This window comes from Synechocystis sp. PCC 7339, from assembly GCF_019924095.1.
In the GTDB taxonomy this organism is placed as follows: Bacteria; Cyanobacteriota; Cyanobacteriia; order Cyanobacteriales; family Microcystaceae; genus Synechocystis.
Genome location: NZ_CP063659.1, coordinates 3252076 through 3278743, shown reverse-complemented (window position 1 = coordinate 3278743; position 26668 = coordinate 3252076). Strand labels below are relative to the sequence as shown.

Here is a 26668-nt window from a genome sequence, read left to right as displayed (position 1 = left end):
CCCCATAAAACTCAAGGAAGGCTATGAAAAAATCTCTATTTCTGGTCGGTGCGTTAGCATTTTTTTCTGGTTTACCCGCCGGGGATGCCTGGGGAGAAACCCTGGATGAGAAGGTGCAAAATATCTTGGATGAACATTATCAAACCTATGGAAAGGATGAATTTTTTAGTGCTATTCAGTTGTCCACTAAGGTAGGGGATGGAGAAACTAAGACCTATTCAGTGGGCCATAAAAGCCATAGTCCCAACAGTCCCGCTATTGATGCCAACAGTCTGTTTCAAATTGGCAGTATAACCAAATCTTTTACTGCGGCTCTCCTCCTCCAAGCAGAGGGGGCAGGAAAGGTTACCCTATCTGACAATTTTGTCACCTACCTGCCAGAATATGACCGCTGGAGTAGGGTAACAATTACCCAGTTGTTAAATATGACTTCCGGGTTACCCAACTACAGTGATAGCCCCACTGTTAACTATGGCTTTGCGTACAGTCCAGATCGTATTTGGCGGGACGAGGAATTGGTGGATGTGGTTTATCCCCAGCCCAATTTGCCCGCTCCCCCCTTAAATATTGGTTATGCCTACACCAACACTGCTTACACCCTAGGTGGTCTTATTTTAGAAAAGGTTTATGGCCAAAGTTATGCTGAGATAATTGATGAAAAACTTTTGCAACTGTTGGAACTAAAAAATACTTTCTATCCCATTCCCAGTTATCCTCCGGGAATTTTAGCTCGCATGGTGGAGGGAAATAATTTTAACCCTTACACTAACCCTGAGTTAACAGGCAGACCATTCGATAGTAGCAATCTTTCCTGGGCTGGAGCCGCCGGGGGTCTGGTGGCCAATACACAGGATATTATCGATTGGGTGAGGGCTTTATTTATCGAAGATCAATTACTTACCCCGGAGCAAAAAGAAAAGTTAACCCAATTAGTTTCCCTTACGAGCGGTGAGCCTATTGCTGGTACAACGGCCACAGAAACCAGAGGATTCGGTCTAGGAGTCGTCCAGGGTTACCACGAAGATTGGGGACAGTATTGGTTTTATCAAGGGGAGACCATTGGTCATCGTTCTTTTTATCTTTATTTTCCCTGTAATGAAATAATTATTTCTGCTTTATTTAATAGCGCTGTTAATGATCAAAATAATAATGTTAAACTCCTTTTGGTCAGTGTTTATCAAGCCCTCTTGGATGACCAACCAAATTTAGTTTGCAAAAGTGAATAATAATGGCGGAAGAGCTCAATTTTTTTCCCCTTAATGCTTTGCTGATTCTCGCAGGATCTGCCTGGTTAGATTTTCTCCTGGGGGATCCCAAGTCTTGTTTGCATCCAGTGCAATTGATGGGCTGGACAATTGATTTTACCAGTCAGTGGATTATCAAAAACTTTACTGGTCAAACGACTCGACGTTTATGGGGGATTTTTTTAGGATTAAAAATAATTATCGGCAGTGGCTTTCTACCTTGGTTAATAATTAACTTAGCTGAAAAATTCTCTCCTGTTTTAGCCATAATTATACAAATAGTGGGGGTTTCTAGTTGTTTTGCCGGTCATAGTTTAGCCCAGGCGGCGCGGTCAGTGATCGAACCTTTACAAATGGGGGATTTGCCCACTGCGCGACAAAAATTAGCCCTCTTCGTGGGGAGGGATACGGATAATCTATCGGAGACGGAGATTTTAAGGGCCACGGTGGAAAGTGTGGCGGAAAATACAGTGGATGGAGTCACTGCGCCTTTGTTCTACGCTTTACTGGGATTGGCTTTACCTTTCATTGGCCCCTGGCCCTTGGCGATCGCCTATAAGTCAGTCAGTACGCTGGATTCCATGGTGGGCTATAAACGGGAGCCCTATACGGATTTAGGCTGGTTCAGTGCTCGGCTGGAAGATTGTTTAACTTGGTTACCCTGTCGCCTCACCGTATTAATGCTGGCGTTACTATCGAAAAAAACCAAGCAAGTCTTGGCCATGGCCCGTCGGGATGGGCCCCTCGATCCCAGTCCCAATTCTGGTTGGAGCGAAGCAGTTTATGCGGCCATTTTAGGAGTGCAACTGGGGGGTGATAACTATTACCAAGGGGTGTTGAAAAAGAAACCTTTATTAGGAGATGCCATTGAGCCTTTAACCACAGCCAAAATTACCCAAAGTTTATGGTATTCCCGCACAGTTTTTCTCTGGCAATTATTATTAGGGTTAATGGCAATATTAGCCATCCAAGCGGGTGCTATGTCTTAGGTATGCCTCAATAAAATCGGACAATTCCCCATCCATCACGCCACTGACATCAGTGGTTTCCAGGTTAGTGCGTAAATCCTTCACCAACTGGTAGGGATGGAAAACATAGTTACGAATTTGGGTGCCCCAGGCCGCTTCCACCATATCTCCTCGAATTTCGGCGATCGCCTGGGCCCGTTGCTCTTCCAGGACAATTAATAACTTAGCTTTGAGGATAGCCAGGGCCTTTTCTTTGTTTTGTAACTGAGAACGTTCTTGGGTACAACGGACAGCTAAACCTGTGGGTAGGTGAACAATGCGGACAGCGGTTTCCACTTTGTTAACATTTTGCCCTCCCTTACCCCCGGCCCTGGAGGTGGAAATATCCAAATCCTTATCGGGAATGTCCAAATTAATCGCTTCTTCCCCCAACAAAGGCATCACTTCCACTCCGGCAAAGCTAGTCTGACGTTTACCGTTGGCATTAAAGGGGGAAATACGCACCAAGCGATGGGTCCCCTTTTCGGATTTTAGGTAACCGTAGGCGTAGCGTCCTTCAATTTCCAATGTGACGGATTTCAAACCCGCTTCATCCCCCTCGGAAATTTCTGCCAAATGGACTTTGTAACCCTGTTTTTCGCTCCAACGGGTGTACATTCGTAACAACATTTCAGCCCAGTCCTGGGCATCGGTACCGCCGGCTCCGGCATTGATGGTTAAAGTGGCCCCCTTAGCATCGTAGGGCCCAGATAGTAATTGTTGTAGTTCCCAGCGGTCTAATTCTTTTTGCAGTTGCTCCAGCGTAGTTTCTGCTTCCGTTAACAGAGCTTCATCATCTTCCAGTTCTAAAAGCTCCACAATGGCTTGGCTATCCTGCCACTGCTGTTGCCATGTATGCCATTGCTCTAACTGGGATTTGGTGTCATTTAAGTTCTGGAGAACCTGTTGAGCTTGGTCGGTATTGTCCCAAAAGTCCGGTTGGGCGGCGCATTGTTCTAAGTCGTGAACTTTGGCTTTTAAACCCGGCAGGTCAAAGATAGTCCTGGGTTTGCCCCAGGCGAGACGAGATTAATTCTAGGTTTCTTTTTAGGTCAGTTAATTCGGTGATCATTAGCAAAAAACGTTCTTTGAAGCTCTTCCAAGTATATGGCCATTGGGTTAGCCCTGCACCGAGGGGCATTCATCAACAAAGCTTATCATTTGTGTCAAGATTTGTTAATTTTACTTGGCTAATCAAATGATTATCCCTATGATTTTGTAAATATAGATACAGAAATTATTCCTTTCACTTCTGATTCGTCTTGGAATGCAGTTGGTAGGATCTAGAGTCTACCCCTGAAGTTCCCCGGCTTTTTGGGAACTGGATGAAGGAGTTGGATACCTATCCACCGAACAATCCCTAGAAAAAGTTGGGCTGGGAAGGTTTTCTAGACAGATTTTGCTGGTTAGTAAAACGGAGAGGATTTATGTCGCCGCAAATGAACCTGTTTAATGTAACGGCTTCGATGCCGGTCAATGATATGGCTGTGGGTTGGCATGCTTTTTGTCATATTATTACGTATAACCGAGACACCTGGGTGAAATTGTTGGAGATCCCCGGAGATTATGCTTTTGATGAAGCGAAGTTGCTTTGTCAGGATTCCTCCACTACTTGGGTTGCGTGGGTTCCGGACCATGGAGAAGTTGTTTTAGACCGCAGTAATTTTTATTGCTAATTACTCGGCCAACTCGTCTGCAAGAGGAGGGGCGATCGCCGGGGGAGTATCCACTGGCCCCCGGAAGATAAACACAGTGGTATTGGTTTGGGTGGCAATTTGAGTGGGTAGATTGCCGTGGATGACATTTTTCAATAGCCCTTCCCGACTAGCCCCCAGCACGATCGCCGCACATTCACGCATTTCCGCTAGGTCACTGAGGGCATCGGCAATGGAAGTGGAGCAGACTGGAATGGGAATAATCGGACGCTGTAATTGTTCTGCCCACCGTTCCGCCAAGGTTTTCAGGTCATAAAAGGGGTCGTAGCGCTGGGACTGCCTGGGTAGATAGACCTTAGAGATTAATAGTTGGGGATTATTCTCCTCCGGGTAGAGGGAAAACAGCGCCGGTAATAGGGTTAGCATCTGCTCAATGTTGGGCCCCCCCGCCACCGGCATTAACCAGTGGGCCATGGGAGATAGGTGACGGGGATAGGCATGGCCATTGGTGCCCTGTTTGACCATTAACAAGGAGCAGGGGGCTTGGTCGATGAGGCGATCGGTGATGGTACCGAAAATTTGTCCCCCAATGGGCATTTCCCCTTGCCACTCTAGAATGAGTAAGTCGCTGTGGCGGGTTCTGATGGTGTCAAGGATGGTGTCGGTAACGCTAAAGGCTAGTTTGATTTCCGTGTGGAGCAATACCCCTTGGTGCCGGGCAATGCGTTCCAATTTTTGCATCAGTTGCCGTTGCCTCTGCCATTGCACCCTTTGTACAGAAGGGGATTGGGCCTTGGATACCTTCACCACCTGCAAACAGTCAATTTCGTAGTTTTGCTTTTTGGCGATCGCCGCCGCAATTTGGAATAATACCAGGGCGCTGTTGGGGTCTCGGATCGGTAACAAAATTCGCCCTTCCCCCACCAATGGCGATCGGGTTTGGTACACGCTGTAAGCCGGATGGGGAGGATGGATAATTTGTCCCCCCAACTGACTCACCTCTTCGCGAATAATGTCTGTGCGGGTGATAATACCCACCAATTTATTGTCCCCTTCCACCACCGGCAAGCGGGAAAGTTGATAGCGGTTGAGCAAATAAAGCACATCACTGAGGGGCGCTTCCGGGTCCACTGTGATCGGATTGGGGGTCATGATTTGCTTCAGGACAATATGTACCGACTCCTGAGCCGCATTGGCCAAATCCGTTTGGGTAAATACCCCCACCAGTTTTCCCCCCTGCACCACAGGAAAACCCCGGTGATGGGAATTGGACATAATTGGTAGCACTTGGGCTAGGGTTAAACTCTGCTCCAAGCTTTCCACATCGGTCTTCATCACCTGATGGGCCCGAATATCGGCCAAAAAATCGTGGTCTGGTTTTTCCTCCGCTAAAAAGATCCCCTTGGTTTCCAGTAAATGGTCATAGAGGGAACGGGGAAATAGACTTTCTGCCACTAGATAGGATGTGGCACAGGCCACCATGAGGGGCAACACCACATTGAAGTTGCCGGTCAGTTCAAACACAATGATGATCGCCGTCACCGGCACCCGCACCACACTAGTAAAAAACGCCCCCATTCCCGCCAAAGCAAAGGTGGTTTGGGTAATCTGGTCTTGCCATTGATTGCCAAATTCCCCCACCAGATAGCCCAGGGCCGAGCCCATTACCAAGGCTGGAGCAAACAGTCCCCCCGGTGCATCGGTGCTGTAGGCCAAAATGGTCAAAATAAAGTGGGCCACTAGGGTCAAAATCACCTGGTGCCAACTCAGTTCCCCAGAGGTGACAAATTCCCTCAATCCCGCATTGTCCCTAAAAAAGCTCGGCAAGAGGGCGATCGCCACCCCGGAAATTAACCCCACTACACCAATGCGAATAGCTAAGGATAGGTTTTGTTTTCTTTGCCAATTTTGTAGGAAAAGAATACTGCGGTTGAGCAACACGCCTAAAATGCCCGCCAAAACCCCCAACAATAGATAGAAGGGAATTTCCGCTATGGTGAAATGTACCGTTGGACTGTTGCTCAAGCTATGGGCCAAATTAAGGTCGCTGGATTGAAACACCAAAGAAGTTACAGCCCCCACAAAGGAAGCCACGATCGCCGTTTCTAAAGTCAAGCTGGACACATCTCGCATCAACTCCTCCACCACAAACAAAACCCCCGCAATGGGAGTGGTGAAACCCGCCGCTAGGCCCGCCGCCGCCCCGGCTGCAATCATTTGCCGACGATGTTCGGGGGAAGTGGGAAACCAACGACTCAATTGGGCCGCCAAGGCCGCACCAATATGCACAGTGGGGGCCCTCCGTCCCAAGGTCATACCTCCCCCCAGCACCAGCACCGTACCCACCAGTTTCACCACAGCCACTTGCCAATTAAGGGGAATGGGATAGCGGGCCAGGGCCGCCTTGACCTGGGGAATACCGCCGCCCCCCGCCGGCCGGGAAAATTGTTCGATCAATGTCCCCGCTAAACCGCCAAATACCAAACCAAAGCAGGGCAACACCCAGATGGCCCCGTAGGTATCGGCCAAACTTAAGCGGCTAGACCCCAGCCAGTTAACTCCACTTTTGATCACCAAGGCCGCCAGAGCAGAGACAAATCCAATCACACAGGCTTCGGCGATCGCATAACGGCTATCGATGGCAGTGCGGCCATAATGTCGGGACCGTAACCATTGAAGCCACCGTTGCCAAAGGGGAAACCAAGCCATGGGGAGAGAATTTCTAAAACAGTTTTAGGGCAAATTTGGAGATCGCGTCGCCATCCGGCAATCAGTTTGTTACAATAACAGCGGTCACCACAGCCTTTGAAGAGAGCGTCTTTGAGCCAAGTTGTTAATATCCCTACCCTAGATACCTTAGCGCAGGAACTGGCCGCTATTCAGCAAACTGGTTCTAAACGCATTGCCCTATTGGGATCTCGCCATGTGCCGATAACCCACCAACAGTTGATCGAAATGATGAGCTATGCCTTGGTTTTGGGGGGCAATCACCTGGTTACATCCGGTGCTACGGGCACCAACTCCGCTGTCATTAAGGGAGCCATGCGGGCCGATCCTAATTTGCTCACGGTAATTTTGCCCCAAAGTTTAGACCGCCAGCCGAGGGAATCCCGCAATCAGTTGGGGCAGGTAGTTCATCTGGTGGAAAATAGCGAAAACGATACCCTTTCCCTGGGGGAAGCGAGCACCATTTGTAACCGAGAAATTGTCAGCCGTTGTCAGCAGTTGATTTGCTTTGCTTTCCACGAGAGTCACACCCTGTTGCAGACCTGTGCGGAAGCAGAGGAGCAAAGAAAACTGGTCACCCTTTTCTATTTTGATTAGGTTAAAGCAATCCACAGGAGCTAACAAACATGGCACTAGGAGCAAATCAGATCCACTGCGGCAATGCCTTTGAACTGCTCCACAAAATTGAAAATGAATCGATAGACCTTATCATTTGTGATGGCCCCTATGGTGTCACTCAAAATGAGTGGGACAAAATACCATCCATTCAAGAATTCAACCTTAACCTGATCAAAATATTTTCTCCCAAGCTCAAGGAAGGTGGAGCACTATATCTGTTTGGCAAACCTGATTGCTTAGATTTTATTGATTATCGTCCTTACCTAACGCTGAAATCAAAGATTGTTTGGTATCAGCCCAGTAGATTAGCCCAAGGTCGTTTAAATTACACCAATAACTACGATATTATTGCCTACTTTATCAAAGGGAAAAAAGCAAAATGCTATAATCTCGATGATATCCGGGTATCACAACTTGTGGAGTTAGAACATAGAAGGCGTTGTGAAAATGTGCCATCAGTTACAAATGGCCAGTATGGGAAAACTAAATTTAATGAGAAGGGTAAAAATCCCGGTGATGTTTGGGGCGACATCAAACAACTGACTTACAAATCCAGGGAGCTTGTATCACGGGACGCATTAAATACTATCCAGAAACCCGAAAGATTAATCGAACGTCTCGTATTGGCCAGTTCTTCCGTTGGAGACCTCGTTCTTGATCCTTTTGCTGGTGTGGGAACATGCCCCGTAGTCTGCAAACGTAACAAGCGAAATTTTATTGCCTTTGAGATACAGCCAGAGTTCGTTGCAGCATCGGAAAAACGCCTAGCATCCCTCGACGTAGGGCAAATAGTAATTGAATTTTCCTATGGAGCGTGAAGTTTATCGAAGAATTGTTGCACTTGTGGCCAAGGCTGCTGAACTGGCAAAAACTGTCGGCATCAATAATCTTCTACAGCCAGGTCTAGTAAAGGAAATGATTATTGCCGACTTGCTGGGCAATGAGTTGATTACAACAAAGCGGGATGCTGATGCAAGAAATCCTAATGACCCATCAATCGTTTATGAGTATCTCTCTTGTAAAGAAGGAGGAACCGGACAGTTAGACCGAATGTTCAAAGAGCCTGATGAGAAACGGCAAGAATCTCTCAATCGTATTTGGCGAAATTCTAAAATTTATTACGCCGTCTTTTACGAAAATAACCAAATTAAACCAAAGGTTATCTACGAACTTGAACCAAAAGTACTTGTCGAAGAAACAGAGCGCCAACTTGACCGAAGTCGAAATGCAATTTCTCATGTAAGTTTCTCAGAAAGTTGGGTTCGTAAAAATGGCAAAGTTGTCTACGAAGACACTGATAACTAACCAGATATTTCTCTGTTGAGTTTGGGTTCTATATTCGGTGATGGAGTATTGATTTTTGAATGGAGTTCCGTTGAGTTGACTATGAAATCATTAAATTTTGCTGATTGGTTGGAGCGGCGTTGGGTGACCCCTTCCTATGCTGGCTGGTTGCTCCTGGTACTGGCCATTTGTCTATTTGGTGCGGCCACTAACTCCATGGCCGGTTGGCTTTATGTCATCAGTGGCATTAGTTTTGCTCTGTTAATCATTGCCGCCATTCTTCCCAGGCGATCGCTCCGGCAGTTGCAATTGGAACGTTTTCCTATCCAGCCAGTGAGTGCAGGGGAGGATTTGACCATTACCCTCCGGCTTCACAATAACCATAAGGAAGCCAAAAGTTTACTCCAGGTGTGGGATCTATTACCCTCCGGACTAGGACGGCCTCAAGGTAAGGCGATCGAACTTGTGCCGCCCAAGAATTTTTACCAATGGAGCTATTTCCAGCCCACCCAAAAACGGGGAGTGTACCACTGGCAAAATTTGCAATTACGCACCGGTGCCCCTTTAGGCTTGTTTTGGTGTCGCCGTAGTCAGGTTGTTCCCGCCAAAGCTATTGTTTATCCCCAGGTACTCAAGCTTCAGCAATGTCCTTTGGTGGACGCCATTGGAGCAGAGGATCAGGACCGGATATACAGCGATCGCCATTATCAAGCGGCGACGGAGGGAATGACTAAAACTTTGCGGGCCTACCGTTTTGGTGATCCCACCCGGTTGATCCATTGGCGTAGTAGTGCTCGATTTGACCAGTTTATGGTGCGGGAATTAGAGGTGGTGACGGGGGGCCAGGAGTTGGTCATTTGTCTCGATAGTGGTGCTTTATGGCAAGCAGAACTTTTTGAGCAGGCCGTAATTGCGGCGGCTTCCCTGTATTTCTATGCAGTGCGGGCTCAATTGAACGTCAAGCTGTGGACAGCAGGGGCCGGCTTGGTGACCGGTGGGCGATCAGTTTTGGAAACTTTGGCAGCGGTGCAAATGGAAGAATCTAACGAATATGAACTACCCCGACGCATTCCTTTGCTATGGATAACTGGCCGAGCTGAGAGTGTGGAAGATGTAGCTAGTTACAGTCGTTGGCTCTATTTTGCTCCACCGGGGGCATCATCTTCCCCTCGGTCTGCCCTTTGTGCTGGCCTAACAGTTGAAGACGATAAAGATTTATCTCAACAACTGCAGCGGCCTCCGAATTTTTCCCCAAGGATGGTTAGTTAGAGTTTAAAACAATACGTGTTTATGCTGAATGTGTCCTGGGTCACTCAATAATAAATGGTGTTAGAGTGGTGCTATGGGCCATGTTATGCCCCCCCCCGGCTTTTATTCCTTGTCAGGTTCAGCTATGTTCAAGGCTATTTCACCCTCATTGCGACCCCGCAGTGCCTTGCTGTGGAGTTTGGTTTGTCAGTCCCCACCATCTGATAACAAACGTAGTGGCGATGGCGATCGGGGATTCACCATGTTTGAAGTGCTGATTGCTTTGATGATTTCCTTTTTGTTTCTGACGGGAACCCTCAATGCCATGGTGATGGCAACGGTAATGCGGGTTAAAGCAGAAAGACAAGCCCAAGCTGGCTATTGGATCAAAGAAGATTTGGAAAGAGTTAGGGCTTTAGCTGACAGCTATAAAGATCAGAGTGGATGCCCAACTGGAGTGGGTACAGCCTTTCGTGATGCCAATAATAGTGGTGATGCCAACCTCGACAACAATGGTCTTGCGAGTCTGCCCGCTCCAGCAAATCGAACAATTTTGGGAAGAACAGCAAGTTTAACTCGGACTCCTACCGTTTCCGGCAATGTTCTTCAGCTTAACTACATTGTGAGGAACATTGAAATTACAGATACAAACAAAAGTATTCTTGCCAGTCTTTACACCGAAGTTCTTCCGGCCGCCGCTCTTACCTGTCCGTAGGCGAGGCAAATTGATGGTGACGGATTTAGAAATAATCTATGTTGGGGATGGTTAATGATGACAAGAAGTTATGGTGCTAGGCTTCCTTTAAAAATCCTTTGTAACTCTCCCGCCAGGGTTGCCCACCGGGGATGGACGTTGATTGAGGTGGTAGTGGTTGCTGTTATCGTCAGCATTTTGGCATCCTTAGCTCTACCCAGCTTTGGCAAGATGCAGGCCAGAAACCAACTCAGGAGCGCTATGGCCGAGGTGCAGGGAGCAATTCAGGAAGCCCAAAGAAACGCGATCAAAAGGGGGTCTAGTTGCACTGTCGTCATCAATCCTTCAACTAGAACCGTTAACCAGGCTAGCTTAGGCAGTACTGGTTGTGTCCCTAGCCCAGTAACGATTAAGACTAACACTGGGATTAGTTTTACCCAGCCCAGTACCACAACGACTATTACGTTCTCTTATAAGGGCAATCCCTCATCGACCAATATCACTGCGGGTAATGATGATGTGATTGTTTTGCGCCACGAAATTACAAGTCTAGAACCAAGGTGTCTAGTGGTTTCTTCTGGCATCGGGATTATGCGTTCTGGCTATTATCAGGGGAGTACCTGTACCCCCGCCCCATAGATACCTAGCTTGCGGTTTCGTAAAGAATTACTGAGATGTTTGCTGGGTTACTACTTTTTGTCTGAGATTATAAATATACTAAAGGCTAACAATCTTGTCGGAGGTTTTGGCCTATGGTTTGGCAAAGCAAATTACCCATTTTCTTGAGGTTGTTTTCCCGATCTAGGGGTTTGTTATCGGGTTGGACGTTGATAGAAATGGGCACAGTGGCAGTAGTAGTCGGAATTTTGGCTAGTTTGGCCATGCCATCTTTCATGGGAATGAAAGCTAGAATGGATGCAAGGAATGGGCTTGACACCCTCAAACAAACTTTAAAGCAAGCCCAAAGGAATGCAATTAAAATGGGGAAAGAGTGTCGAGTGCAACTTTCGCACAGTAGTAATCCCCCCAAGATTATTCTCCATACTGACCCAAGATACTCTGGCTGCTTGCCCTATCGGGAGGTACCACTGGAAAATGTAGCTTTCCACCATAATTTCCCTAGTCCTAATATTCGCTTTTCTTATAAAGGCAACTCGACTAATTTGGGGACTATGGTAGTGGAGTCGGTCAATGTGAGTGGGATTCGTTATTGTCTAGTAATGTCAAATATGATTGGCATGATGAGAAGTGGAAATTATGTGGCAGCTCCTCCTACCGTTAGTGCCACCCATTGTCAAAAGGATGTTTAGGGGATCTAGCTATGAAAATTCACTTGTATTTACTTGTCAAAATTGCGAAGAAATCAAAGGGCTTTACCCTATTAGAGCTATTGATCGCTTCTGTAATGACATTTTTCGTGGTTAGTGGCATTGGATACGCAGTTGTAATGATGACGAGGGACAATATTAACTCCCAAGTTTCTGGTGATTTGGTATTCAATACCACCAGAGCCGCAGATTTCATTACCGACGAAATTAGACAATCTACGTTTCTTTCAACTAATACAGGTGCTATACCGACTGACACTAGCTCTGGCGTGGAAAGCTGTGCGATGGGTAGTGGGGAAGAGTTTGTCATCGGATTAGCCATTAATTCCTCCCAAGTAAACGTGGTTTATTACACAAAAACTCCCCCCGGCAATCCATGGTTGGGGCCTAGTTCTATTTACCGTTGTGGGCCTCCATTAAGTGCCAGTGGACAGCTAGACACAACAAAAAGAACAAAAAGTATCCTTGTAGATTCCATCACTACTAATGCAACTGCGAGAAATGAAACGTGTGCTTCCGGAACTAATAAGTTTCCAGCTAGTCCGAGCGCAGGTTTTTTTGCCTGTGTCGATAATAGCAACCCAAACCTTGTGGAGCTAAGGCTCACTAGTCGTTCTGATAAATTAGCCAGTGATGGTCTTGGGGCAGGTAGAAGTTCAGAAAGCTCAGGCTCGGGAAACTTTCGGGTGGCTACTACCGCTTTTACCCGGGCCGCTTCTGAAGTTGCAACTTTAAATCGATCCAGTGCTGCTGGTACATGCACCAGTGTCACAGTGGCAGTGGACGGTAGACCAGCAGTCAACTTCTCTAGTGGTATGAGCGTGGTGGCGAGCTCCAGTAGCACACTTGTCTTTAGTCCTGGATTATGGGTGAATACGGGCAATACTTACACTAGTCTGTCTTGCATTATTACAGCTTCGTTTTCTTAGATTCTTGGTTAAAGGTGATCGCCGCTGGAAAGGGTCGCAATTTCCGCCGTTGGTTGGCGATCGCCGGGGCGGTGAGCCCCAATAAGCAATGGGCAGTGCCAAGGATAATAACCTGGGTGGCAATGGGTAAATTGGTCAACGCTGTTAGGGCATCAATATTGAGCAAGACTAACCCCTATCATTCCTGGGCTTCTGACCGGGCTTTGGTTCGACGCACCCGACGCACCGGCAAATTTGCAATTAAAGCGGTCATCCGTTGGTCACTTTCCAAGGAAAACTCCATCTCCCCAGGGTCAATTTCCACATAGCGACTCACCACTTCCACAATTTCCCGTCGCATTTCTTCCATCATCTCTGGACTGAGTCCCGATCTATCATTGGCGATGACCAGTTTGAGCCGCCGACGGGCATCTTCGCCGCTGTTTTTGCCACTCCGACTAAAGAGCCTTTCAATCAATTCCAAAATCATGCTGGTTTTCGCTCACTGGCTGTTGGGTCATAACGGAAAAAGGGCAAATCCATGGGATTAACCCCCCAAGAGACGACGGCGGATACGGTTGAGTAGGCTATTGTGGGCGGCCATGAAATCCAGAAAGGGAATGTCTTGGCCTTCTAGGCGGCGGGCAATATTTTGGAATGCTAGCCCCGGCACGGATAGCTTTTCTTCCATCACTAAAGGTTCCCCTTTGTTGGTGGAAATAATAATTTTTTGATCGTCTGGCAAAATACCAATGAGGGGTACTGCTAGCAGGTCTAAGATATCCTCCACACTAATCATTTGATTGATTTGTACCATTTCTGGTCGCAGACGGTTGACAATCAAACTAATTTTGCCAATGTCCTCCGCTTCCAAAAGACCGATTACCCGGTCCGCATCTCGCACCGCCGACATTTCTGGAGTAGTGACGATAATTGCCTCCTGGGCCGGAGCCACCGCATTGCGAAAACCAGCTTCAATGCCAGCGGGACAGTCGATGATGATGTAGTCAAATTTGTCCTTGAGTTGTTCCACCAGGGACTGCATTTGTTCGGCGTTGATCGCATCCTTGGATCGGTTTTGGGCAGCGGGGAGGAGGACTAAATTGGGCAAACGTTTATCTTTTACCAGGGCTTTATCGATGGTACATTCATCGGCTAAAACGTCGATGGCAGTGTAAACAATGCGTTGTTCTAACCCCAGCAATAAATCCAGATTTCGCAGGCCAAAGTCCGCATCAATCAGGACAACCTTTTTTCCCAATCGAGCTAGGGCCGCTCCCAAATTGGCGGTGGTGGTGGTTTTTCCGACTCCACCTTTGCCCGAAGTGACAACAATAATCCGATTCATAGTTGGCTGATAACGTGCGGTGATAACTTGGACTCGAAACTGTTAGTGGGCAAGGGGTAAAGATTTTAGAAAAGGGCAGAACGCTGAAACTGACGCACCGGGGTCAGACGGATACCTTCTGAAGTAATATAAGCGATTTCGGGCTCGCGACGATCAACGGCATCGGCCCCCACCCTAGCTAGGCGATCGCCAATGCGGATCTGACAGGCGGCCAACCGCAGAATCATAATAACAGCCTGGTCATTGCCTTTGGCACCGGCATGGGCCATACCCCGCAAACAGCCCCAAATAAGGATGTCACCGTCGGCCACAATGCTACTGCCAGGGTTAACGTCACCGATAATGACTACATCTCCCCCGTGGCGAATTTCCCCTCCAGAGCGGAGAGTGTGACGTACCACCAACGGTTTGGGGGGCGAGGGAACCTCAGATGGGTCTACCAGAGGCTTGTCGGCAATGGTTTGATCCACGGAAAGGCCGGCACTGGCGGCGGCCACTGCGGTTTGACGACGGTTGGTTTCCACCCACTGCAAAGTCAGGTTCTGTTCCTTCAGTCCAGCGGCGATCGCCTGGAGTTGTCTGGTGTCCAGCAGTTGATTATTCACCGCCAACCGCACCAGGGTCTGGTCTTGCCACCGCCCGGACATAATACGCAGATAATTGGCCAAACTTTGTTGCAATTGTTGATGGGAAAACACCAGGCTGGGGGAGTCGGGGGCCGTCGTCACCGTCGGTAGGGTTAAGGATAATCGGATAAAGTTTTCCTGAGGAGCCAATTGCCACTCAGGGTGGGGGGTGTCGTCACTCATCAAAAAAAATTAGAATTTCACCGTAGGATCGCCCTTTACCTTAGCATTTCACTTTCCCCGACCGTCCTCTCCCCAAGGGGGCAATTCAGACCATAGTGGCGGTTTTGTTCACCGGGAGCAGAAATGGAGGGAAATACAACTTTTTCGCTAGGATTGATAAAGAATCCTGCCATGCTTTGCATTGGCATCTAATCATTAATCCCTAATTATCTATGGCTGTCTGTCCCACCTGTAACCATACCAATCCAGAAGGGGCCATCCAGTGTGAGGCCTGCTTTACGCCCTTGCCCACTCTGATGCCTTGCCCTCATTGTGGTAGCCCCGTGCAAAGTGATGCCACTTTTTGCGGCAACTGCGGACAGACCATTGATCCCCAACAATTAGCAGTAACTGCCCCGGAGGAGGAAGAAGCCCCCACTCCGATCGCCGTGGCTCCGGAAAATAGCGAACCCATTCCGGCCATCCCCGAAGTTTCCTCCACGCCGGCCCCATTCCCCGTGGGTACCCAACTCCAATCCCAGGGGGCTTCCCTTGTCCATGTGCAGACCCAAACCACGCTGGAAATTCCTGTGGGCATGACTGTTATCCACGTGGGCAAACCCAACGACAAAGTGCCACCAGACATTGATGTGTCGGGTTTTGCCAATTCCGATGTGGTGTCTAGGGTTCATGCCGATATCCGTCTGGAAGGTAATGAGTATTTCCTAGAAGACGTGGGTAGTGCCAATGGCACCTACGTCAATCACACCGCCCTCCCCCCCGGTAACCGCCATTTACTCCGCCCCGGCGATAGCCTTTCTTTGGGCAAAGGGGATTTGGTTACGTTTATCTTCCAGTTGAATTAGGTTGCACCCGACTTTTTTCAGGAATTAAATCCACCATGGCAATCGAAATCCCCCAGGCACATGGAAATTCCCCTTCGCTATCAACCTCGTCTTTTAACTACAGAGAAAAGGGAAGGTTATCTCGATTGGTCTTTAGATTTTTTTACCGACGATCGCCTATTGCAAATTCCCTATATTGACTTGACTGTGCAGTTGGATGTGACCAATGCCTATGGGTTTTACCAGCGACAGAAGAACGGCAGAGGCAGTTTTTTTGCCTTTCTCCTTTGGCATTGGATGCAGTGTTTGCAAAACCATTGGGAATTTCGGCTCCGCTATGATGGCCAACAATGGTACGTGCTCGATAATCCGCCGGCCATGGTCAGCGTGGCGATCGGGGGCAAACAACGCTTTTCGGAAATGTTGCTGGAAAATGTAGTGCAACTTAGTTACAAGGAGTTTAGCGAACTTTATAGTGAAAAATTAGCCCAAATTCGGGAAGGAAACTACGAGAGAGCTGAGTATAATACCTTCTGTTTAGCTTGTATTTTTGGTAACTTGCCCAACTTGAGATTTACTGGTTTGAGCGTGCACTATCGTCGAGAAACAATCCAAGGGCAACCCTGGCTTTACTTCGGGCAACGCTATCAGCACAATGAGCGGTTATTTATTCCTCTTTGTTTTAAAATCCACCACGCCAATACGGATCCCTTGGTACTGGATCAGGCCATCAATCAATTCCAAGCTTGTTTCATTTAACGTAATCTGATCAAAACCTTAAACTGTCTCAAATACCTTTGGCGATCGCCTTCTCACTGGAATTGAAAGCCAACTCTGACGTAGAAAAGCTAAAATCAATGACCACAAACAGGCAACTATTATCAGTTTACCGTAGATTTTGATCTTACAATGATTTTTTAATAATTAATTAACACTATATTTAAGAAACCTATCAATTTATAAATAATTACCAACAAAATAAAGTTTATTATATCAGCCTCGATAAACTGAAGGTATCGATTAGGGGTAAATGGATATGGTAAGTTCAGTCGTCGAAAAAACCTCTGTGGCCCATAAAGAAACTGCTTTAATCCTCTGGTTTGAAGAGGTGGGCACCCACGACGTTGGTTTGGTGGGGGGTAAGAATTCTTCCCTGGGGGAAATGATTCAACAGTTGACCAGTAAGGGAGTAAATGTTCCCTCTGGTTTTGCCACCACTGCCTATGCTTACCGCTATTTTATCCAAGAGGCTGGCCTAGAGCAAAAACTGCGGAATTTCTTCGCCGACTTGGACGTGAATAACATGGTCAATTTGCAGGAGAGGGGTCATCTAGCCCGGCAATTAATATTGGACACTCCCTTTCCCCAAAACCTACAAACGGCGATCGCCGAAGCCTATGGTGCCATGTGCGACCGCTATGGTTGCAAGGTTGATTGTACCGGGGTGGATGTGGCGGTGCGCTCCAGTGCTACAGCGGAAGATTTGCCGGAGGCTAGTTTTGCGGGGCAACAAGAAACATACCTCAATGTCCACAGTCTTTCCTGTGTTTTAGAATCCTGCCATAAATGCTTTGCTTCCCTGTTCACTGACCGGGCCATTTCCTATCGCCATCACAATGGCTTTGACCATTTTGCCGTTGCTTTATCAGTCGGTGTACAAAAAATGGTGCGCTCTGATCTGGCTACTTCTGGGGTGATGTTTTCCATCGATACGGAAACGGGTTTTAAAAATGCCGCTCTAATTACCGCCGCCTACGGGTTGGGAGAAAATGTGGTGCAAGGAGCAGTTAATCCGGATGAATATTTTGTTTTTAAACCTACTTTGAAGGAAGGTTTTAAGCCAATTCTGGAAAAACGTCTGGGCAGTAAAGCTATTAAAATGATCTACGACGTAGGTGGTTCTAAACTAACTAAAAATGTGGAAGTAGGGAAGCCAGAGCGGGAAAAATATTGCATTAATGACGAAGAAATTCTCCAGTTAGCCCGTTGGGCTTGCATCATCGAAGACCACTATTCTGGGGTGCGGGGGGTTTATACTCCCATGGACATTGAGTGGGCTAAGGATGGACAAACGGGGGAATTATTCATTGTTCAAGCCCGACCGGAAACAGTGCAGTCACAAAAATCCGCCAATGTAATTAAAACCTACGAGTTAAAAGATCACAGCCAAGTTTTAGCCACAGGGCGCAGTGTGGGGGCGGCCATTGGTCAGGGCAAAGCTCAGGTAATTCGCAATGTTTCTGAAATTAATCAGTTTCGTCCCGGCGAGGTCTTGATCACCAATCGTACCGACCCGGATTGGGAACCGATTATGAAACAGGCTTCGGCGATTGTTACTAACCAGGGAGGCAAAACCTGTCATGCCGCCATCATTGCTCGGGAAATGGGGATTCCGGCGATCGTCGGTTGTGGGGATGCCACCGATAGCATTAAAACTGGCCAGGAAGTAACTGTATGTTGTTCGGAAGGGGATGCGGGCACTGTTTACAGCGGCATTTTAGAATATGAAATTTATGAAACTAAACTGGACAATATTCCCCGCACCAAAACTCAAATTTTGATGAATGTGGGTAATCCGGAACAGGCCTTCGGTTTTGCCAGTTATCCCGTCGATGGTGTGGGTCTAGCCCGGTTGGAATTTATCATTGCTAATCACATTAAGGCTCATCCCCTCGCCCTGATGAAATTTGACGAGTTGGAAGACCCCGTGGCCAAAGCGGACATTGCCGAGTTAACCAAGCTCTATGCTGGCGATCGCCCCCAATTTTTTGTAGATAAATTAGCCCATGGCATTGCCATGATTGCGGCGGCATTCTATCCCAAACCGGTGGTGGTGCGAATGTCCGACTTTAAATCTAATGAGTACGCCAATCTGCTTGGTGGTCGCCAATTTGAACCGAAGGAAGAAAACCCCATGATCGGCTGGCGGGGGGCCTCCCGTTACTACGATCCCAATTACCGGGAAGCCTACGCATTGGAATGCCAAGCTCTAAAACGAATCCGGGATGATATGGGTTTAACTAATGTCATTCCCATGATTCCTTTCTGTCGTACCCCCGACGAAGGCCGTAAAGTCATTGCGGAAATGGCTAAACATGGCTTAAAGCAAGGGGAAAATGGCCTAGAAATTTACGTGATGTGTGAACTGCCCAGTAACGTTATTTTGGCCGATGAATTTAGCCAAGTATTTGATGGGTTCTCCATTGGTTCCAACGATTTAACCCAATTAACCCTAGGCCTAGACCGGGATTCTTCCCTCGTCGCCCATTTATTTGATGAACGCAATGAAGGGGTTAAACGCATGGTCAAAATGGCCATTGAAACCGCTAAGGCCAACGGTCGCAAGATTGGAATTTGTGGTCAAGCGCCCTCGGATTATCCTGAGTTTGCGGAATTTTTAGTGGAATTGGGCATTGATTCCATCAGTTTGAATCCCGATTCGGTGCTGAAAACTGTTTTGCGGATTGCGGAGGTGGAAAAAGCCCTAGGTTAGGGAACAATGTTTATTTTGTCAACGAAAGTCAAACCATGAATACGGCCCCTTCTTTCCCCGCTGATTCAATCCCATGGGTAGGGGGGGGTAAAATGTAGCCAGTGTTATCAGTATTAAGAGTGGATGGTTAAGAATCAAAAACCTTTACCTCTGGAATGATTGCCAGCCTAAATTTTTAATATCCAGAAGAGAAAATTATGGGAAATAATGGCTACACCAGTTGATTCAAATCAGTCAAAGAGGCTCGGCCAGGCAAAACCATGAGCGATCGCCACGAAACCAAAGCTCAATTACTCCGGGAAATAGAAGGGTTGAGGACAGATTTAGCGGACATTCAACGTATTGCTAAATTGGGCTTTTGGCGGTTTGATATTGCCTCCGGTGAGATCACCTGGTCAGCGGAAATCTATCAATTGTTTGGCCTGGAGCCCCATCAGTTTGCCCCCAGTTATGACTGGTTAGTCCAGAGCATTCAGCCCGAATTTAGAGAACTGCACCAGAGTATCGTTGATACGGCCATTACCACTGGAAAAACCCAGACCATAGAGTATGCGGTAAGGCGCGCTGACTTTTCCACAGGGTGGGTATGGGCCAGAATCGAAGCAGTTATCGACGATCAGGGAGAGATAAGGGGATTGCAGGGAGTGGCCATGGACATCAGTGATCGTAAAATCGCCGAAATAGCCTCGAGGGAAAGCGAAGCCCGCTTTAGGAATTTGTTTGAGTCCAATATTGTCGGGATGTTTTTTGCCTCCAATCAAAGACAAATTCTCGATGCCAATGACCGTTTTCTAAAAATGATCGGTTTCAGTAGACAAGAATTAGATAGTGGGCTGGTGCGCTGGGATGAGTTAACCCCCCTGAATACAACCAAAAGGAGCAAGAAATTATTGCCCGCTTGCAGAATCACGAAACCCCAGAGCCTTGGCAAAAGGAATACTGCCGCAAGGATGGCAGTCGCATTCCCGTGCTGGTCGGCGTTGCCAGCATAGATGTGAAGCTTAAATATACGGTCTGTATAGTGGTGGATATGACCGAACAGCAGGAAACCCTGCATCAGTACCAAGTAACGGAAGCAAAGTTGGCGGAACTAAATGCCCAGTTGGAACAGCGTATTTTAGAGCGCACCCAATATCTCCAGGAAAATGAAGAGCGTTTGAAATTAGCGTTTAATGCGGCCAATATGGGCTATTGGGATTTGGATCTTTTAACTAATGGCATTGTGTGGTCGGAAAGCCTGGAGCAAATGATGGGCCTTAAGCCGGGAACCTTTGATGGGGACCTAGAAAAAGTTGCACAAATGATGCATCCCGATGATCGAGGCCCTGTCTTGGAAGCTCTGGAGCAGAGTATCCATAACAATCAACCCTATGATTTGGAGTTCCGCTTTATCAAACCGGATGGAAGTCTCCGTTGGGCAGCAAGTCAGGCCATTGTAATTCGAGATCAAAACAATGTGCCCCTCCGTGTTATCGGGGTGGATGTGGACATTACCCGCCGTAAACAATTTGAGGAGGAACTCCGAAAAGTTAATCAAGCCCTAGAGGAGCGCCTCGATGAATTAAAACAGCGTAATGCTGAGATGTTAATACTTTCGGGAATTACCGACTATCTCCAGTCTTGTTTTACAGTCAAAGATGCGTGTGGAGTAATTTCGGCTCTGGCTCAACCCCTATTTCCCGATTGCCACGGGGGAATTTTTATCCTGTCTCCCCAGCATAATTATCTAGAGCGGGTCACCTTTTGGGGCAATCCGTTGTGCTCCGATGATGTGTTCACCCCCCTAGATTGTTGGGCTTTGCGACGGGGGCGGTCCCATGGGGTAAACCAGGCGCAACATGCCTTGTTTTGCAATCATGTTAATGACCAACACTTACCGTTGGCAAGTTTGTGTATTCCGCTCATTGCCCAGGGGGAAACCCTCGGTTTACTTTTCCTTTCTACTTTCAAAGAGGAAGTTTTGCCCGACATACGGCGACAATTGGCAAAAACAGTAGCGGAACAGCTTGGCCTGGCGATCGCCAATTTGAAGTTACGGGAACAACTGGAAGAACAGAGTCTGCGGGACCCACTAACTAAACTTTTCAACCGTCGTTATCTGGAACAATGCCTAACCCAGGAACTGGCCAGGGCCAAACGTCATCGCCATTCAGTCGGTATTTTGATGATTGACGTCGATCACTTTAAGCACTTTAACGATTCCCTTGGTCACAAAGCTGGCGATCTTATCTTGGCTTCCATTGGTACCCTACTGAAAAATAATATCCGGACTTCCGATGTGGCCTGTCGCTATGGGGGCGAAGAGATAACTATAATTTTGCCTGATACTACTCTGCAAGAGGCCTCCCAAAAAGCGGAATTTTTACGCCAGGCGATCGCCGAAATGAAAATAGAATACAGCGGAAAGATTGTGAATAGTATCACCGCCTCTTTTGGGGTTGCTTGTTATCCCGATCACGGTGAAACGGGACAAGAAATCATACAAATAGCAGATAAAGCTTTGTATGATGCCAAACAAGCGGGTAGAAATCGGGTCATCGTCGCTCCCAAAGAGGTTTCCATTTAAGTGTCTCTTCATTTGTGGCAGGCTTTCACTATCATTGAAAAACACTGCAAGGGATAAGTTTGGAATAAATAAAGTCAGAAAAAATATTTTTGATTTTGTGAATAATTAGTCAAAATTTATACAGTTATTAATGTAACAATTGGAATTATTATTATTTTTCTTGGTTGACCAATATTTCTCCACAGCGCTATAATCTGGAGGCAAATTTATTTTCTACTATCCATTTTAAACAATGGTTAGAGATTTTTTTATTAAAATCTATTCAATCTAGAATAAAAAGAGTAAGTCACTAATTCTAGCTTAATTATTAAGTTTCTAAATATTAAAATTCATCATGACCTATCTACAAACTACCGCTGATTTTTACGCTGAAGTAACCGAAACCCCAGAAGACATAGAACATTTGACTCCTAATGCCACTTTCGCTCTAGTGAATTAAGACGTAAAACTCTGTAATGCTTGATTTAAAAGGGTTTAATTTTGCCTCATATGTCTGAAAGCCGCTATAAATCAGGCCATGCAGAAATATCAATTCAAATTAACTAAGATATTCTCGCTTTTGCAAAAAAATCCCATGGATTCAAAATTTAGCCAAACAAGTTCTGTTCTCAAATCCTACTTTTGCTGTTTGGTTAATCGAGAAATGATGCCAGTGCCATCAAAGTCTCCCTAGTCGTGGGCTCCATCCTTCTACTCATCAACCACAGAGAGGGGATAGTGAGAAACAAAATGACCCAAAAACTTTGGTTTTTTGCTGGTTTGACCTATTTCGTCCCCTATTGCGTCAATATTCATGGACAGTGGACTAGTCGTCAGCGTCAACAATAATTATTGCTAAATCCTTTTAGCGTTTCCCTTCGTAGTCTTTACAGCAGGGGAAACTGGCTTTGTTCCAACTTTGCCATCTAGCTAATCTAGCGAGTATTCAAAGGGATGTTGTCACAACAGACAGATACAGAGGTTTATGCCGCTTTGAAGGAGGGAAATTCCCAGGCCTTAGCAGTGCTTTATGACCGTTACGGTGAAGTGGTTTACCGCCTATGTCTAAGAATGTTGACCAATGCCCAGGAGGCGGAAGATCTAACCCAAGAAGTTTTCCTTAACCTTTGGCACCATCCTACCTATAACCCCCAAAGGGGCTCCCTCCTGGCTTTTTTTAGCACCTTGACCCGTTCCCGCGCTATCGATCGCCATCGTCGCAGTCAGGCCCAGTGGCGAATGCAGGAACGCTGGGGTCGCAATCAAACTTCGGAGGATAGAAGGGATCTGATGGATAAATTGGCTTTGAGCGAAATGTCGGATCGGGTGCGCCAGGCGATCGCCGAATTGCCGGAAAAACAAAAAACAGTGCTGGAAATGGCCTACTTTGACGGACTGAGCCAGTCGGAAATTTCGGCCGGATTGCAAATTCCCCTCGGCAGTGTCAAAACCCATAAACGCAATGCCCTCCTCAAGCTCAGAAAGATTCTTAATAATTTAGTAGAAGAGTGATGACCATGATTAACCCAGAGCAAACACAGGAACTACTGGCAGATTACGTTTTAGGTGAGGTGACTCCGGCCCAGGCGGAAGCAGTTCAACAAATGCTTTTAGATCAGCCTGAACTACAGGCAGAAATTAATAGTTTGCAGGAAACCCTGGCCCTGTTAGCCCTATCCCTGCCTGACAGTTCTCCCCCAGCGGATTTAAAAGAGAGAATTTTACAACTAGCAGAAACGAAAACGATCCCTGTCAGTCCCAAAATTGTCCCTGTTTGGCGACCGGAAAAATTTATTACCCAACTCAATCTTAAAACCTTGGCGATCGGTGCCGTAGCTTTATCTATCATTAGCGTTCTGGGATTTAGTAACTATCGCCTCCAACAAAGAATTGCTGTGCTAGAAAACCAAAATAATTTAGCAAAAATTATTGATCAATCTTCGGGCTATAACCATTTGGTGAACCTGAGCGGTACGGATAACGCCCCCCAAGCCAATGGAGCAGTGGTAGTTATGCCCAAAAATGAACAGGTCACCATGATGTTATACAATCTTCCTCCCTTATCCAAAGGGCAAATATACTATCTCTGGGCAATTCGTAACGGTGAGAAAATTGATTGTGGCCAATTTCTACCCGATGCCCAAGGGCGTGTCATCAAGGAACTACCTTTGGATGATGTAATGATGACCAGCACCCAGCTTTTAGTAACCATTGAATCTAGTCAACCTGACTTGGGAGGAACTGGTCGAACGGTAATGGTGGGGCAAATCTAGCCAGAGTCTCAATTAGATCCATCCAATTTAAGAAAGACCCCTCCCATCCTACTCCTGCTTAGGGAATGTGCCCGAGTTTACGAGGACGGTAGAGTTAATAACTGGCTTATCTGGAATCTAAAATCTAAATTATTTTTCTGAAAGCAAATCCTTTTTACCCTCTGCTTCGTATCTATAAGTGAAGGCTCGGATGGGTTGAATTGCATCATTACTATTCAATTTCCAGGAGCTTGTTGATTTTCCCCAATAGATAATAAATCATGAATCTTTTAATCTTAGGTAGTCTCTCTATAGCCATTCTTTCCGCCGCTGTAGTTTCCCAAGTAAAAGCAGAAAACCTTTCCCATCAGACACTTTTTTTGCCAATTTCTAACCAACCTGTACTTATTGCCCAAGCCAGTGTTAGCTTAACTGTCAATGCTAACGATGGTACTCCCCAGGGCATTAATAAAGATCAATGGCTGAAAGCTAAAGCTCAAGTTTCCAGCACCGCCTCTAGTGGTGGTAATTATCGAGTAACTGTTAATGCCAGTGGCCTCGTTCCCAACGGTCTTTATACTCTCTGGTGGGTTAACAAGAAGCCCATTGGTATGGATGTGGGCCCCGCCGGAGCCGTGCCTAGCAATGAATTTAAAGCTGATGCCAATGGCAATGGTTCAGTAACAATTACCGTTCCTACAAACAATAACTATCAAATGTTAGCAGTGGCCTTCCATGCCGACAAGAAGACCCACGGTCAAATGCCTGGCAAAACGGGAGAAGTTACTTTTACCCAGTTGATGGGTAATTTCCCTAAAGCGAAGTAAAAAAATGTTGTAGAATTTACCATTAGTCCGTAAACATAGGTCGTTAAAGGAGTTTTGGTTTTGAAGCTATCTCCAAAATTAATAATTATCTTTTTGTTGATTTGTGGATTGGTTTTTACCATTCACCATTTTAATCTAGGGATGGCTTTAAACATATTACTAGCCAAAGTAAAAAACCTAGGCTGGTGGGCTCCTTCAATTTATATTGCTGCCTACAACTTAGCCACAATTTTACTTCTACCCGGCTCCCTGTTGACCATGAAAGGAGGCTGTTTATTTGGGTGGTGGTGGGGCACTATTTACACAACAATCGCCGCCATGATTGGAGCAACTATTGCTTTTTTAATTGGTCGCCATTTCTCCAGAAATTGGGTGCAGAAAAAAATGACAAAATACCCAAAATTTAAGTTACTCAACGCCGCCGTTAAAAAAGATGGTTGGAAAATTGTTATTTTAACTCGCCTTTCCCCCATTTTTCCGTTCAATTTACTTAACTATGGTTTTGGTGTAACTGATGTTTCCCTCAAAGATTATATTCTTGGTTCCCTCGCCATGATTCCCGCCACAATTGCGTACACTTATATTGGTTCATTGGCTACAGGTTTAACAACTATTGGCGATAATCTCAATAACCAAACCCAAATAATACAGTGGTCTATGCGCTTATGTGGTCTTGGAGCAACGGTATTTTTGATTATTTATCTCAAACAATGGTCAGACAAAGTTTTTCAACAAAGTCTATCCAATCTAGAATCAAAAAAGTAAGTCGCCAATCCCAACGTAATCATTAGTTTATCAAAGTCAAAATCAACGATGACCTACCTACAAACCACGGCCGATTTTTACGCAGAAGTAGCACAAACTCCAGAAGTGGGGCTCTGTTGTGTGCAAAATAACCCCCTTACCCTGCCGGAATTGACCATTCCTGTGCCCATGCAGGAAATGAATTATGGTTGTGGTACAACAGTGCATCCCAACGAGTTAGCTGGGGAATCAAGAGTGCTTTATGTGGGGGTAGGCGGTGGCCTGGAAGCATTGCAATTTTCCTATTTTTGCCGTCGCCCTGGAGGGGTGATTGCGGTGGACCCGGTGCCGGCCATGCGGATCGCTGCCCTGAGGAATTTAAAGTTAGCCTCTCAGCAAAATTCTTGGTTCAAAACTGATTTTGTGGAAGTTCGGGCGGGGGATGCCTTTGCCTTACCCGTGCCGGATAATTCCGTGGATGTAGTGGCCCAGAATTGTCTTTTTAACATTTTTGAACCAGCGGATTTACACCGGGCTTTGCAGGAAACCTATCGGGTTTTAAAACCCCATGGTCGTTTAATAATGAGTGACCCCATTGCCACCCGCCCCGTTCCCGAACATTTGCGCCAGGATGAACGACTCCGGGCCATGTGTTTATCGGGGGCATTAACCTATGAAGAGTACACTCAGCATTTGATTGATGTAGGCTTTGGGCAAATTGAAATTCGGGCCCGTCGTCCGTACCGTTTACTTGATTCTGTTACCTATCAGCTAGAGCAAAATTTATTGTTAGAAAGTCTTGATTCCGTTTCTTTTAAAGTGCCTATCCCCGATGATGGGGCCTGTATTTTTACCGGCAAGACTGCTATTTATGCTGGTTCAGAACCTCTATTTGATGACCAAGCTGGCCATATTTTGCAACAGGGAGTCCCCAGTGCGGTGTGCGATAAAACAGCGTTGAAATTAGGCTCTACCTATCCCGACAAAATTCTGGTTACAGATTCCACCTGGCATTATGACGGCGGTGGTTGTTGCTAGGGTTAATCTAAGAGAGGTTTTGAAAACTGCGAATCTGCCCCCTAAATCCCCCAAAATTGGGGGAATTTAAGACCA

The 26668-nt window shown here is 46.6% G+C and carries 28 protein-coding genes; 22 read left to right on the top strand and 6 right to left on the bottom strand.

Features of this window, described 5'->3' with window-relative positions:
* The first annotated feature begins 23 nt into the window (after positions 1-23).
* Positions 24-1226 (top strand): serine hydrolase, encoded by a 1203-nt coding sequence (locus tag IQE94_RS15455; protein WP_212720385.1) that lies wholly within the window; start codon positions 24-26, stop codon positions 1224-1226.
* Positions 1226-2233 (top strand): adenosylcobinamide-phosphate synthase CbiB, encoded by a 1008-nt coding sequence (cbiB, locus tag IQE94_RS15450; protein ID WP_212721997.1) that lies wholly within the window; start codon positions 1226-1228, stop codon positions 2231-2233. The genes IQE94_RS15455 and cbiB overlap by 1 nt, the downstream gene beginning before the upstream one ends.
* On the opposite strand, the gene prfB is transcribed toward cbiB, so the two are convergent.
* Positions 2204-3323, bottom strand: a protein-coding gene (gene prfB / locus IQE94_RS15445) for a peptide chain release factor 2 (RefSeq protein ID WP_370630481.1) whose coding sequence is annotated in 2 segments (ribosomal slippage) — positions 2204-3244 and positions 3246-3323 — 1119 coding nt in all. Because the reading frame shifts where the segments join, the coding sequence is not laid out codon by codon here. The genes cbiB and prfB overlap by 30 nt on opposite strands.
* A gap of 355 nt (positions 3324-3678) precedes the next feature.
* Here prfB and IQE94_RS15440 point away from each other — a divergent pair.
* A complete protein-coding gene (locus tag IQE94_RS15440; RefSeq protein ID WP_223342265.1) occupies positions 3679-3927 on the top strand; it encodes a hypothetical protein in 249 nt (82 codons plus the stop codon).
* Here IQE94_RS15440 and IQE94_RS15435 read toward each other — a convergent pair whose 3' ends face one another.
* Positions 3928-6615, bottom strand: a complete 2688-nt coding sequence (locus IQE94_RS15435) for a chloride channel protein (protein WP_212720389.1) — start codon at positions 6613-6615, stop codon at positions 3928-3930.
* A 111-nt stretch (positions 6616-6726) separates the two neighbouring features.
* Here IQE94_RS15435 and IQE94_RS15430 point away from each other — a divergent pair, with 111 nt between their 5' ends.
* The 8 genes from IQE94_RS15430 to IQE94_RS15395 all read left to right on the top strand — a co-directional run bounded on the left by IQE94_RS15430 (position 6727) and on the right by IQE94_RS15395 (position 12734).
* A complete protein-coding gene (locus IQE94_RS15430) occupies positions 6727-7230 on the top strand; it encodes a DNA recombination-mediator protein A (protein WP_212720391.1) in 504 nt (167 codons plus the stop codon).
* Between the two features lie 29 nt (positions 7231-7259).
* Entirely contained in the window at positions 7260-8069 is an 810-nt protein-coding gene (locus tag IQE94_RS15425; protein ID WP_212720393.1) for a DNA methyltransferase, read from the top strand.
* The gene (locus IQE94_RS15420; RefSeq protein WP_212720395.1) at positions 8059-8556 is read left to right on the top strand and encodes a hypothetical protein; all 498 of its coding nucleotides are present in this window, start codon (positions 8059-8061) and stop codon (positions 8554-8556) included. Before IQE94_RS15425 ends, IQE94_RS15420 begins: the two co-directional genes overlap by 11 nt.
* 81 nt (positions 8557-8637) lie before the next feature.
* Positions 8638-9804: a DUF58 domain-containing protein gene (locus tag IQE94_RS15415; protein WP_223342264.1), complete on the top strand. Its 1167-nt coding sequence runs from the start codon at positions 8638-8640 to the stop codon at positions 9802-9804.
* A gap of 124 nt (positions 9805-9928) precedes the next feature.
* Positions 9929-10498 carry a type II secretion system protein J gene (locus IQE94_RS15410; RefSeq protein WP_223342263.1) on the top strand — a complete coding sequence of 190 codons (570 nt, stop codon included), beginning with the start codon at positions 9929-9931 and terminating at the stop codon, positions 10496-10498.
* A 54-nt stretch (positions 10499-10552) separates the two neighbouring features.
* Positions 10553-11116, top strand: a complete 564-nt coding sequence (locus IQE94_RS15405) for a Tfp pilus assembly protein FimT/FimU (RefSeq protein WP_212720406.1) — start codon at positions 10553-10555, stop codon at positions 11114-11116.
* A 113-nt stretch (positions 11117-11229) separates the two neighbouring features.
* On the top strand, positions 11230-11787 hold the full coding sequence (locus IQE94_RS15400; protein ID WP_223342262.1) for a Tfp pilus assembly protein FimT/FimU: 558 nt from the start codon (positions 11230-11232) through the stop codon (positions 11785-11787).
* 11 nt (positions 11788-11798) lie between these two features.
* On the top strand, positions 11799-12734 hold the full coding sequence (locus tag IQE94_RS15395) for a PilW family protein (protein ID WP_212720410.1): 936 nt from the start codon (positions 11799-11801) through the stop codon (positions 12732-12734).
* On the opposite strand, the gene IQE94_RS15390 is transcribed toward IQE94_RS15395, so the two are convergent.
* The 4 genes from IQE94_RS15390 to minC form a co-directional block, all read right to left on the bottom strand.
* Positions 12715-12900: a hypothetical protein gene (locus tag IQE94_RS15390; protein ID WP_212720418.1), complete on the bottom strand. Its 186-nt coding sequence runs from the start codon at positions 12898-12900 to the stop codon at positions 12715-12717. The genes IQE94_RS15395 and IQE94_RS15390 overlap by 20 nt on opposite strands.
* A gap of 12 nt (positions 12901-12912) precedes the next feature.
* A complete protein-coding gene (gene minE, locus IQE94_RS15385; protein WP_212720420.1) occupies positions 12913-13203 on the bottom strand; it encodes a cell division topological specificity factor MinE in 291 nt (96 codons plus the stop codon).
* Positions 13204-13260: 57 nt separating this feature from the next.
* Positions 13261-14061: a septum site-determining protein MinD gene (gene minD / locus IQE94_RS15380; protein WP_190598688.1), complete on the bottom strand. Its 801-nt coding sequence runs from the start codon at positions 14059-14061 to the stop codon at positions 13261-13263.
* Positions 14062-14126: 65 nt separating this feature from the next.
* Positions 14127-14870: a septum site-determining protein MinC gene (gene minC / locus IQE94_RS15375; protein WP_212720422.1), complete on the bottom strand. Its 744-nt coding sequence runs from the start codon at positions 14868-14870 to the stop codon at positions 14127-14129.
* A 212-nt stretch (positions 14871-15082) separates the two neighbouring features.
* On the opposite strand from minC, the gene IQE94_RS15370 reads away from it, so the two are divergent.
* The 11 genes from IQE94_RS15370 (at position 15083) to arsM (ending at position 26593) form a co-directional block, all read left to right on the top strand.
* Positions 15083-15715, top strand: coding sequence for an FHA domain-containing protein (locus IQE94_RS15370; RefSeq protein WP_212720423.1), 633 nt, complete (start codon positions 15083-15085; stop codon positions 15713-15715).
* A 60-nt stretch (positions 15716-15775) separates the two neighbouring features.
* A complete protein-coding gene (locus tag IQE94_RS15365) occupies positions 15776-16453 on the top strand; it encodes a CatA-like O-acetyltransferase (RefSeq protein ID WP_212720432.1) in 678 nt (225 codons plus the stop codon).
* Positions 16454-16730: 277 nt separating this feature from the next.
* Positions 16731-19187 (top strand): pyruvate, water dikinase, encoded by a 2457-nt coding sequence (gene ppsA / locus IQE94_RS15360; RefSeq protein ID WP_212720434.1) that lies wholly within the window; start codon positions 16731-16733, stop codon positions 19185-19187.
* A gap of 260 nt (positions 19188-19447) precedes the next feature.
* Positions 19448-20179, top strand: a complete 732-nt coding sequence (locus IQE94_RS15355; protein WP_223342261.1) for a PAS domain-containing protein — start codon at positions 19448-19450, stop codon at positions 20177-20179.
* Positions 20086-21753, top strand: coding sequence for a diguanylate cyclase (locus IQE94_RS15350; protein WP_223342260.1), 1668 nt, complete (start codon positions 20086-20088; stop codon positions 21751-21753). Before IQE94_RS15355 ends, IQE94_RS15350 begins: the two co-directional genes overlap by 94 nt.
* 657 nt (positions 21754-22410) lie before the next feature.
* Entirely contained in the window at positions 22411-22581 is a 171-nt protein-coding gene (gene nrtS / locus IQE94_RS15345) for a nitrate/nitrite transporter NrtS (RefSeq protein ID WP_212722003.1), read from the top strand.
* Between the two features lie 105 nt (positions 22582-22686).
* Entirely contained in the window at positions 22687-23244 is a 558-nt protein-coding gene (locus IQE94_RS15340) for a sigma-70 family RNA polymerase sigma factor (RefSeq protein WP_212720438.1), read from the top strand.
* Complete coding sequence (locus IQE94_RS15335) at positions 23244-24005, top strand: anti-sigma factor domain-containing protein (RefSeq protein WP_223342259.1); 762 nt, start codon at positions 23244-23246, stop codon at positions 24003-24005. Before IQE94_RS15340 ends, IQE94_RS15335 begins: the two co-directional genes overlap by 1 nt.
* 260 nt (positions 24006-24265) lie before the next feature.
* Positions 24266-24811, top strand: coding sequence for a hypothetical protein (locus IQE94_RS15330; protein ID WP_212720449.1), 546 nt, complete (start codon positions 24266-24268; stop codon positions 24809-24811).
* A 141-nt stretch (positions 24812-24952) separates the two neighbouring features.
* A complete protein-coding gene (locus tag IQE94_RS15325) occupies positions 24953-25576 on the top strand; it encodes a TVP38/TMEM64 family protein (RefSeq protein ID WP_212720451.1) in 624 nt (207 codons plus the stop codon).
* A gap of 48 nt (positions 25577-25624) precedes the next feature.
* Positions 25625-26593 carry an arsenosugar biosynthesis arsenite methyltransferase ArsM gene (arsM, locus tag IQE94_RS15320; RefSeq protein ID WP_223342258.1) on the top strand — a complete coding sequence of 323 codons (969 nt, stop codon included), beginning with the start codon at positions 25625-25627 and terminating at the stop codon, positions 26591-26593.
* Positions 26594-26668 lie beyond the last annotated feature (75 nt).

What these genes read in the sequence shown, in the direction of transcription:
- IQE94_RS15455 (WP_212720385.1), top strand. Translation starts at nt 24, where the DNA reads ATGAAAAAATCTCTATTTCTGGTCGGTGCGTTAGCATTTTTTTCTGGT.
- IQE94_RS15440 (WP_223342265.1), top strand. Translation starts at nt 3,679, where the DNA reads ATGTCGCCGCAAATGAACCTGTTTAATGTAACGGCTTCGATGCCGGTC.
- IQE94_RS15435 (WP_212720389.1), bottom strand. Translation starts at nt 6,615, where the DNA reads ATGGCTTGGTTTCCCCTTTGGCAACGGTGGCTTCAATGGTTACGGTCC.
- IQE94_RS15425 (WP_212720393.1), top strand. Translation starts at nt 7,260, where the DNA reads ATGGCACTAGGAGCAAATCAGATCCACTGCGGCAATGCCTTTGAACTG.
- IQE94_RS15420 (WP_212720395.1), top strand. Translation starts at nt 8,059, where the DNA reads ATGGAGCGTGAAGTTTATCGAAGAATTGTTGCACTTGTGGCCAAGGCT.
- IQE94_RS15415 (WP_223342264.1), top strand. Translation starts at nt 8,638, where the DNA reads ATGAAATCATTAAATTTTGCTGATTGGTTGGAGCGGCGTTGGGTGACC.
- IQE94_RS15410 (WP_223342263.1), top strand. Translation starts at nt 9,929, where the DNA reads ATGTTCAAGGCTATTTCACCCTCATTGCGACCCCGCAGTGCCTTGCTG.
- IQE94_RS15405 (WP_212720406.1), top strand. Translation starts at nt 10,553, where the DNA reads ATGATGACAAGAAGTTATGGTGCTAGGCTTCCTTTAAAAATCCTTTGT.
- IQE94_RS15400 (WP_223342262.1), top strand. Translation starts at nt 11,230, where the DNA reads ATGGTTTGGCAAAGCAAATTACCCATTTTCTTGAGGTTGTTTTCCCGA.
- IQE94_RS15395 (WP_212720410.1), top strand. Translation starts at nt 11,799, where the DNA reads ATGAAAATTCACTTGTATTTACTTGTCAAAATTGCGAAGAAATCAAAG.
- minE (WP_212720420.1), bottom strand. Translation starts at nt 13,203, where the DNA reads ATGATTTTGGAATTGATTGAAAGGCTCTTTAGTCGGAGTGGCAAAAAC.
- minD (WP_190598688.1), bottom strand. Translation starts at nt 14,061, where the DNA reads ATGAATCGGATTATTGTTGTCACTTCGGGCAAAGGTGGAGTCGGAAAA.
- minC (WP_212720422.1), bottom strand. Translation starts at nt 14,870, where the DNA reads ATGAGTGACGACACCCCCCACCCTGAGTGGCAATTGGCTCCTCAGGAA.
- IQE94_RS15370 (WP_212720423.1), top strand. Translation starts at nt 15,083, where the DNA reads ATGGCTGTCTGTCCCACCTGTAACCATACCAATCCAGAAGGGGCCATC.
- IQE94_RS15365 (WP_212720432.1), top strand. Translation starts at nt 15,776, where the DNA reads ATGGAAATTCCCCTTCGCTATCAACCTCGTCTTTTAACTACAGAGAAA.
- ppsA (WP_212720434.1), top strand. Translation starts at nt 16,731, where the DNA reads ATGGTAAGTTCAGTCGTCGAAAAAACCTCTGTGGCCCATAAAGAAACT.
- IQE94_RS15355 (WP_223342261.1), top strand. Translation starts at nt 19,448, where the DNA reads ATGAGCGATCGCCACGAAACCAAAGCTCAATTACTCCGGGAAATAGAA.
- IQE94_RS15340 (WP_212720438.1), top strand. Translation starts at nt 22,687, where the DNA reads ATGTTGTCACAACAGACAGATACAGAGGTTTATGCCGCTTTGAAGGAG.
- IQE94_RS15335 (WP_223342259.1), top strand. Translation starts at nt 23,244, where the DNA reads ATGACCATGATTAACCCAGAGCAAACACAGGAACTACTGGCAGATTAC.
- IQE94_RS15330 (WP_212720449.1), top strand. Translation starts at nt 24,266, where the DNA reads ATGAATCTTTTAATCTTAGGTAGTCTCTCTATAGCCATTCTTTCCGCC.
- IQE94_RS15325 (WP_212720451.1), top strand. Translation starts at nt 24,953, where the DNA reads ATGGCTTTAAACATATTACTAGCCAAAGTAAAAAACCTAGGCTGGTGG.
- arsM (WP_223342258.1), top strand. Translation starts at nt 25,625, where the DNA reads ATGACCTACCTACAAACCACGGCCGATTTTTACGCAGAAGTAGCACAA.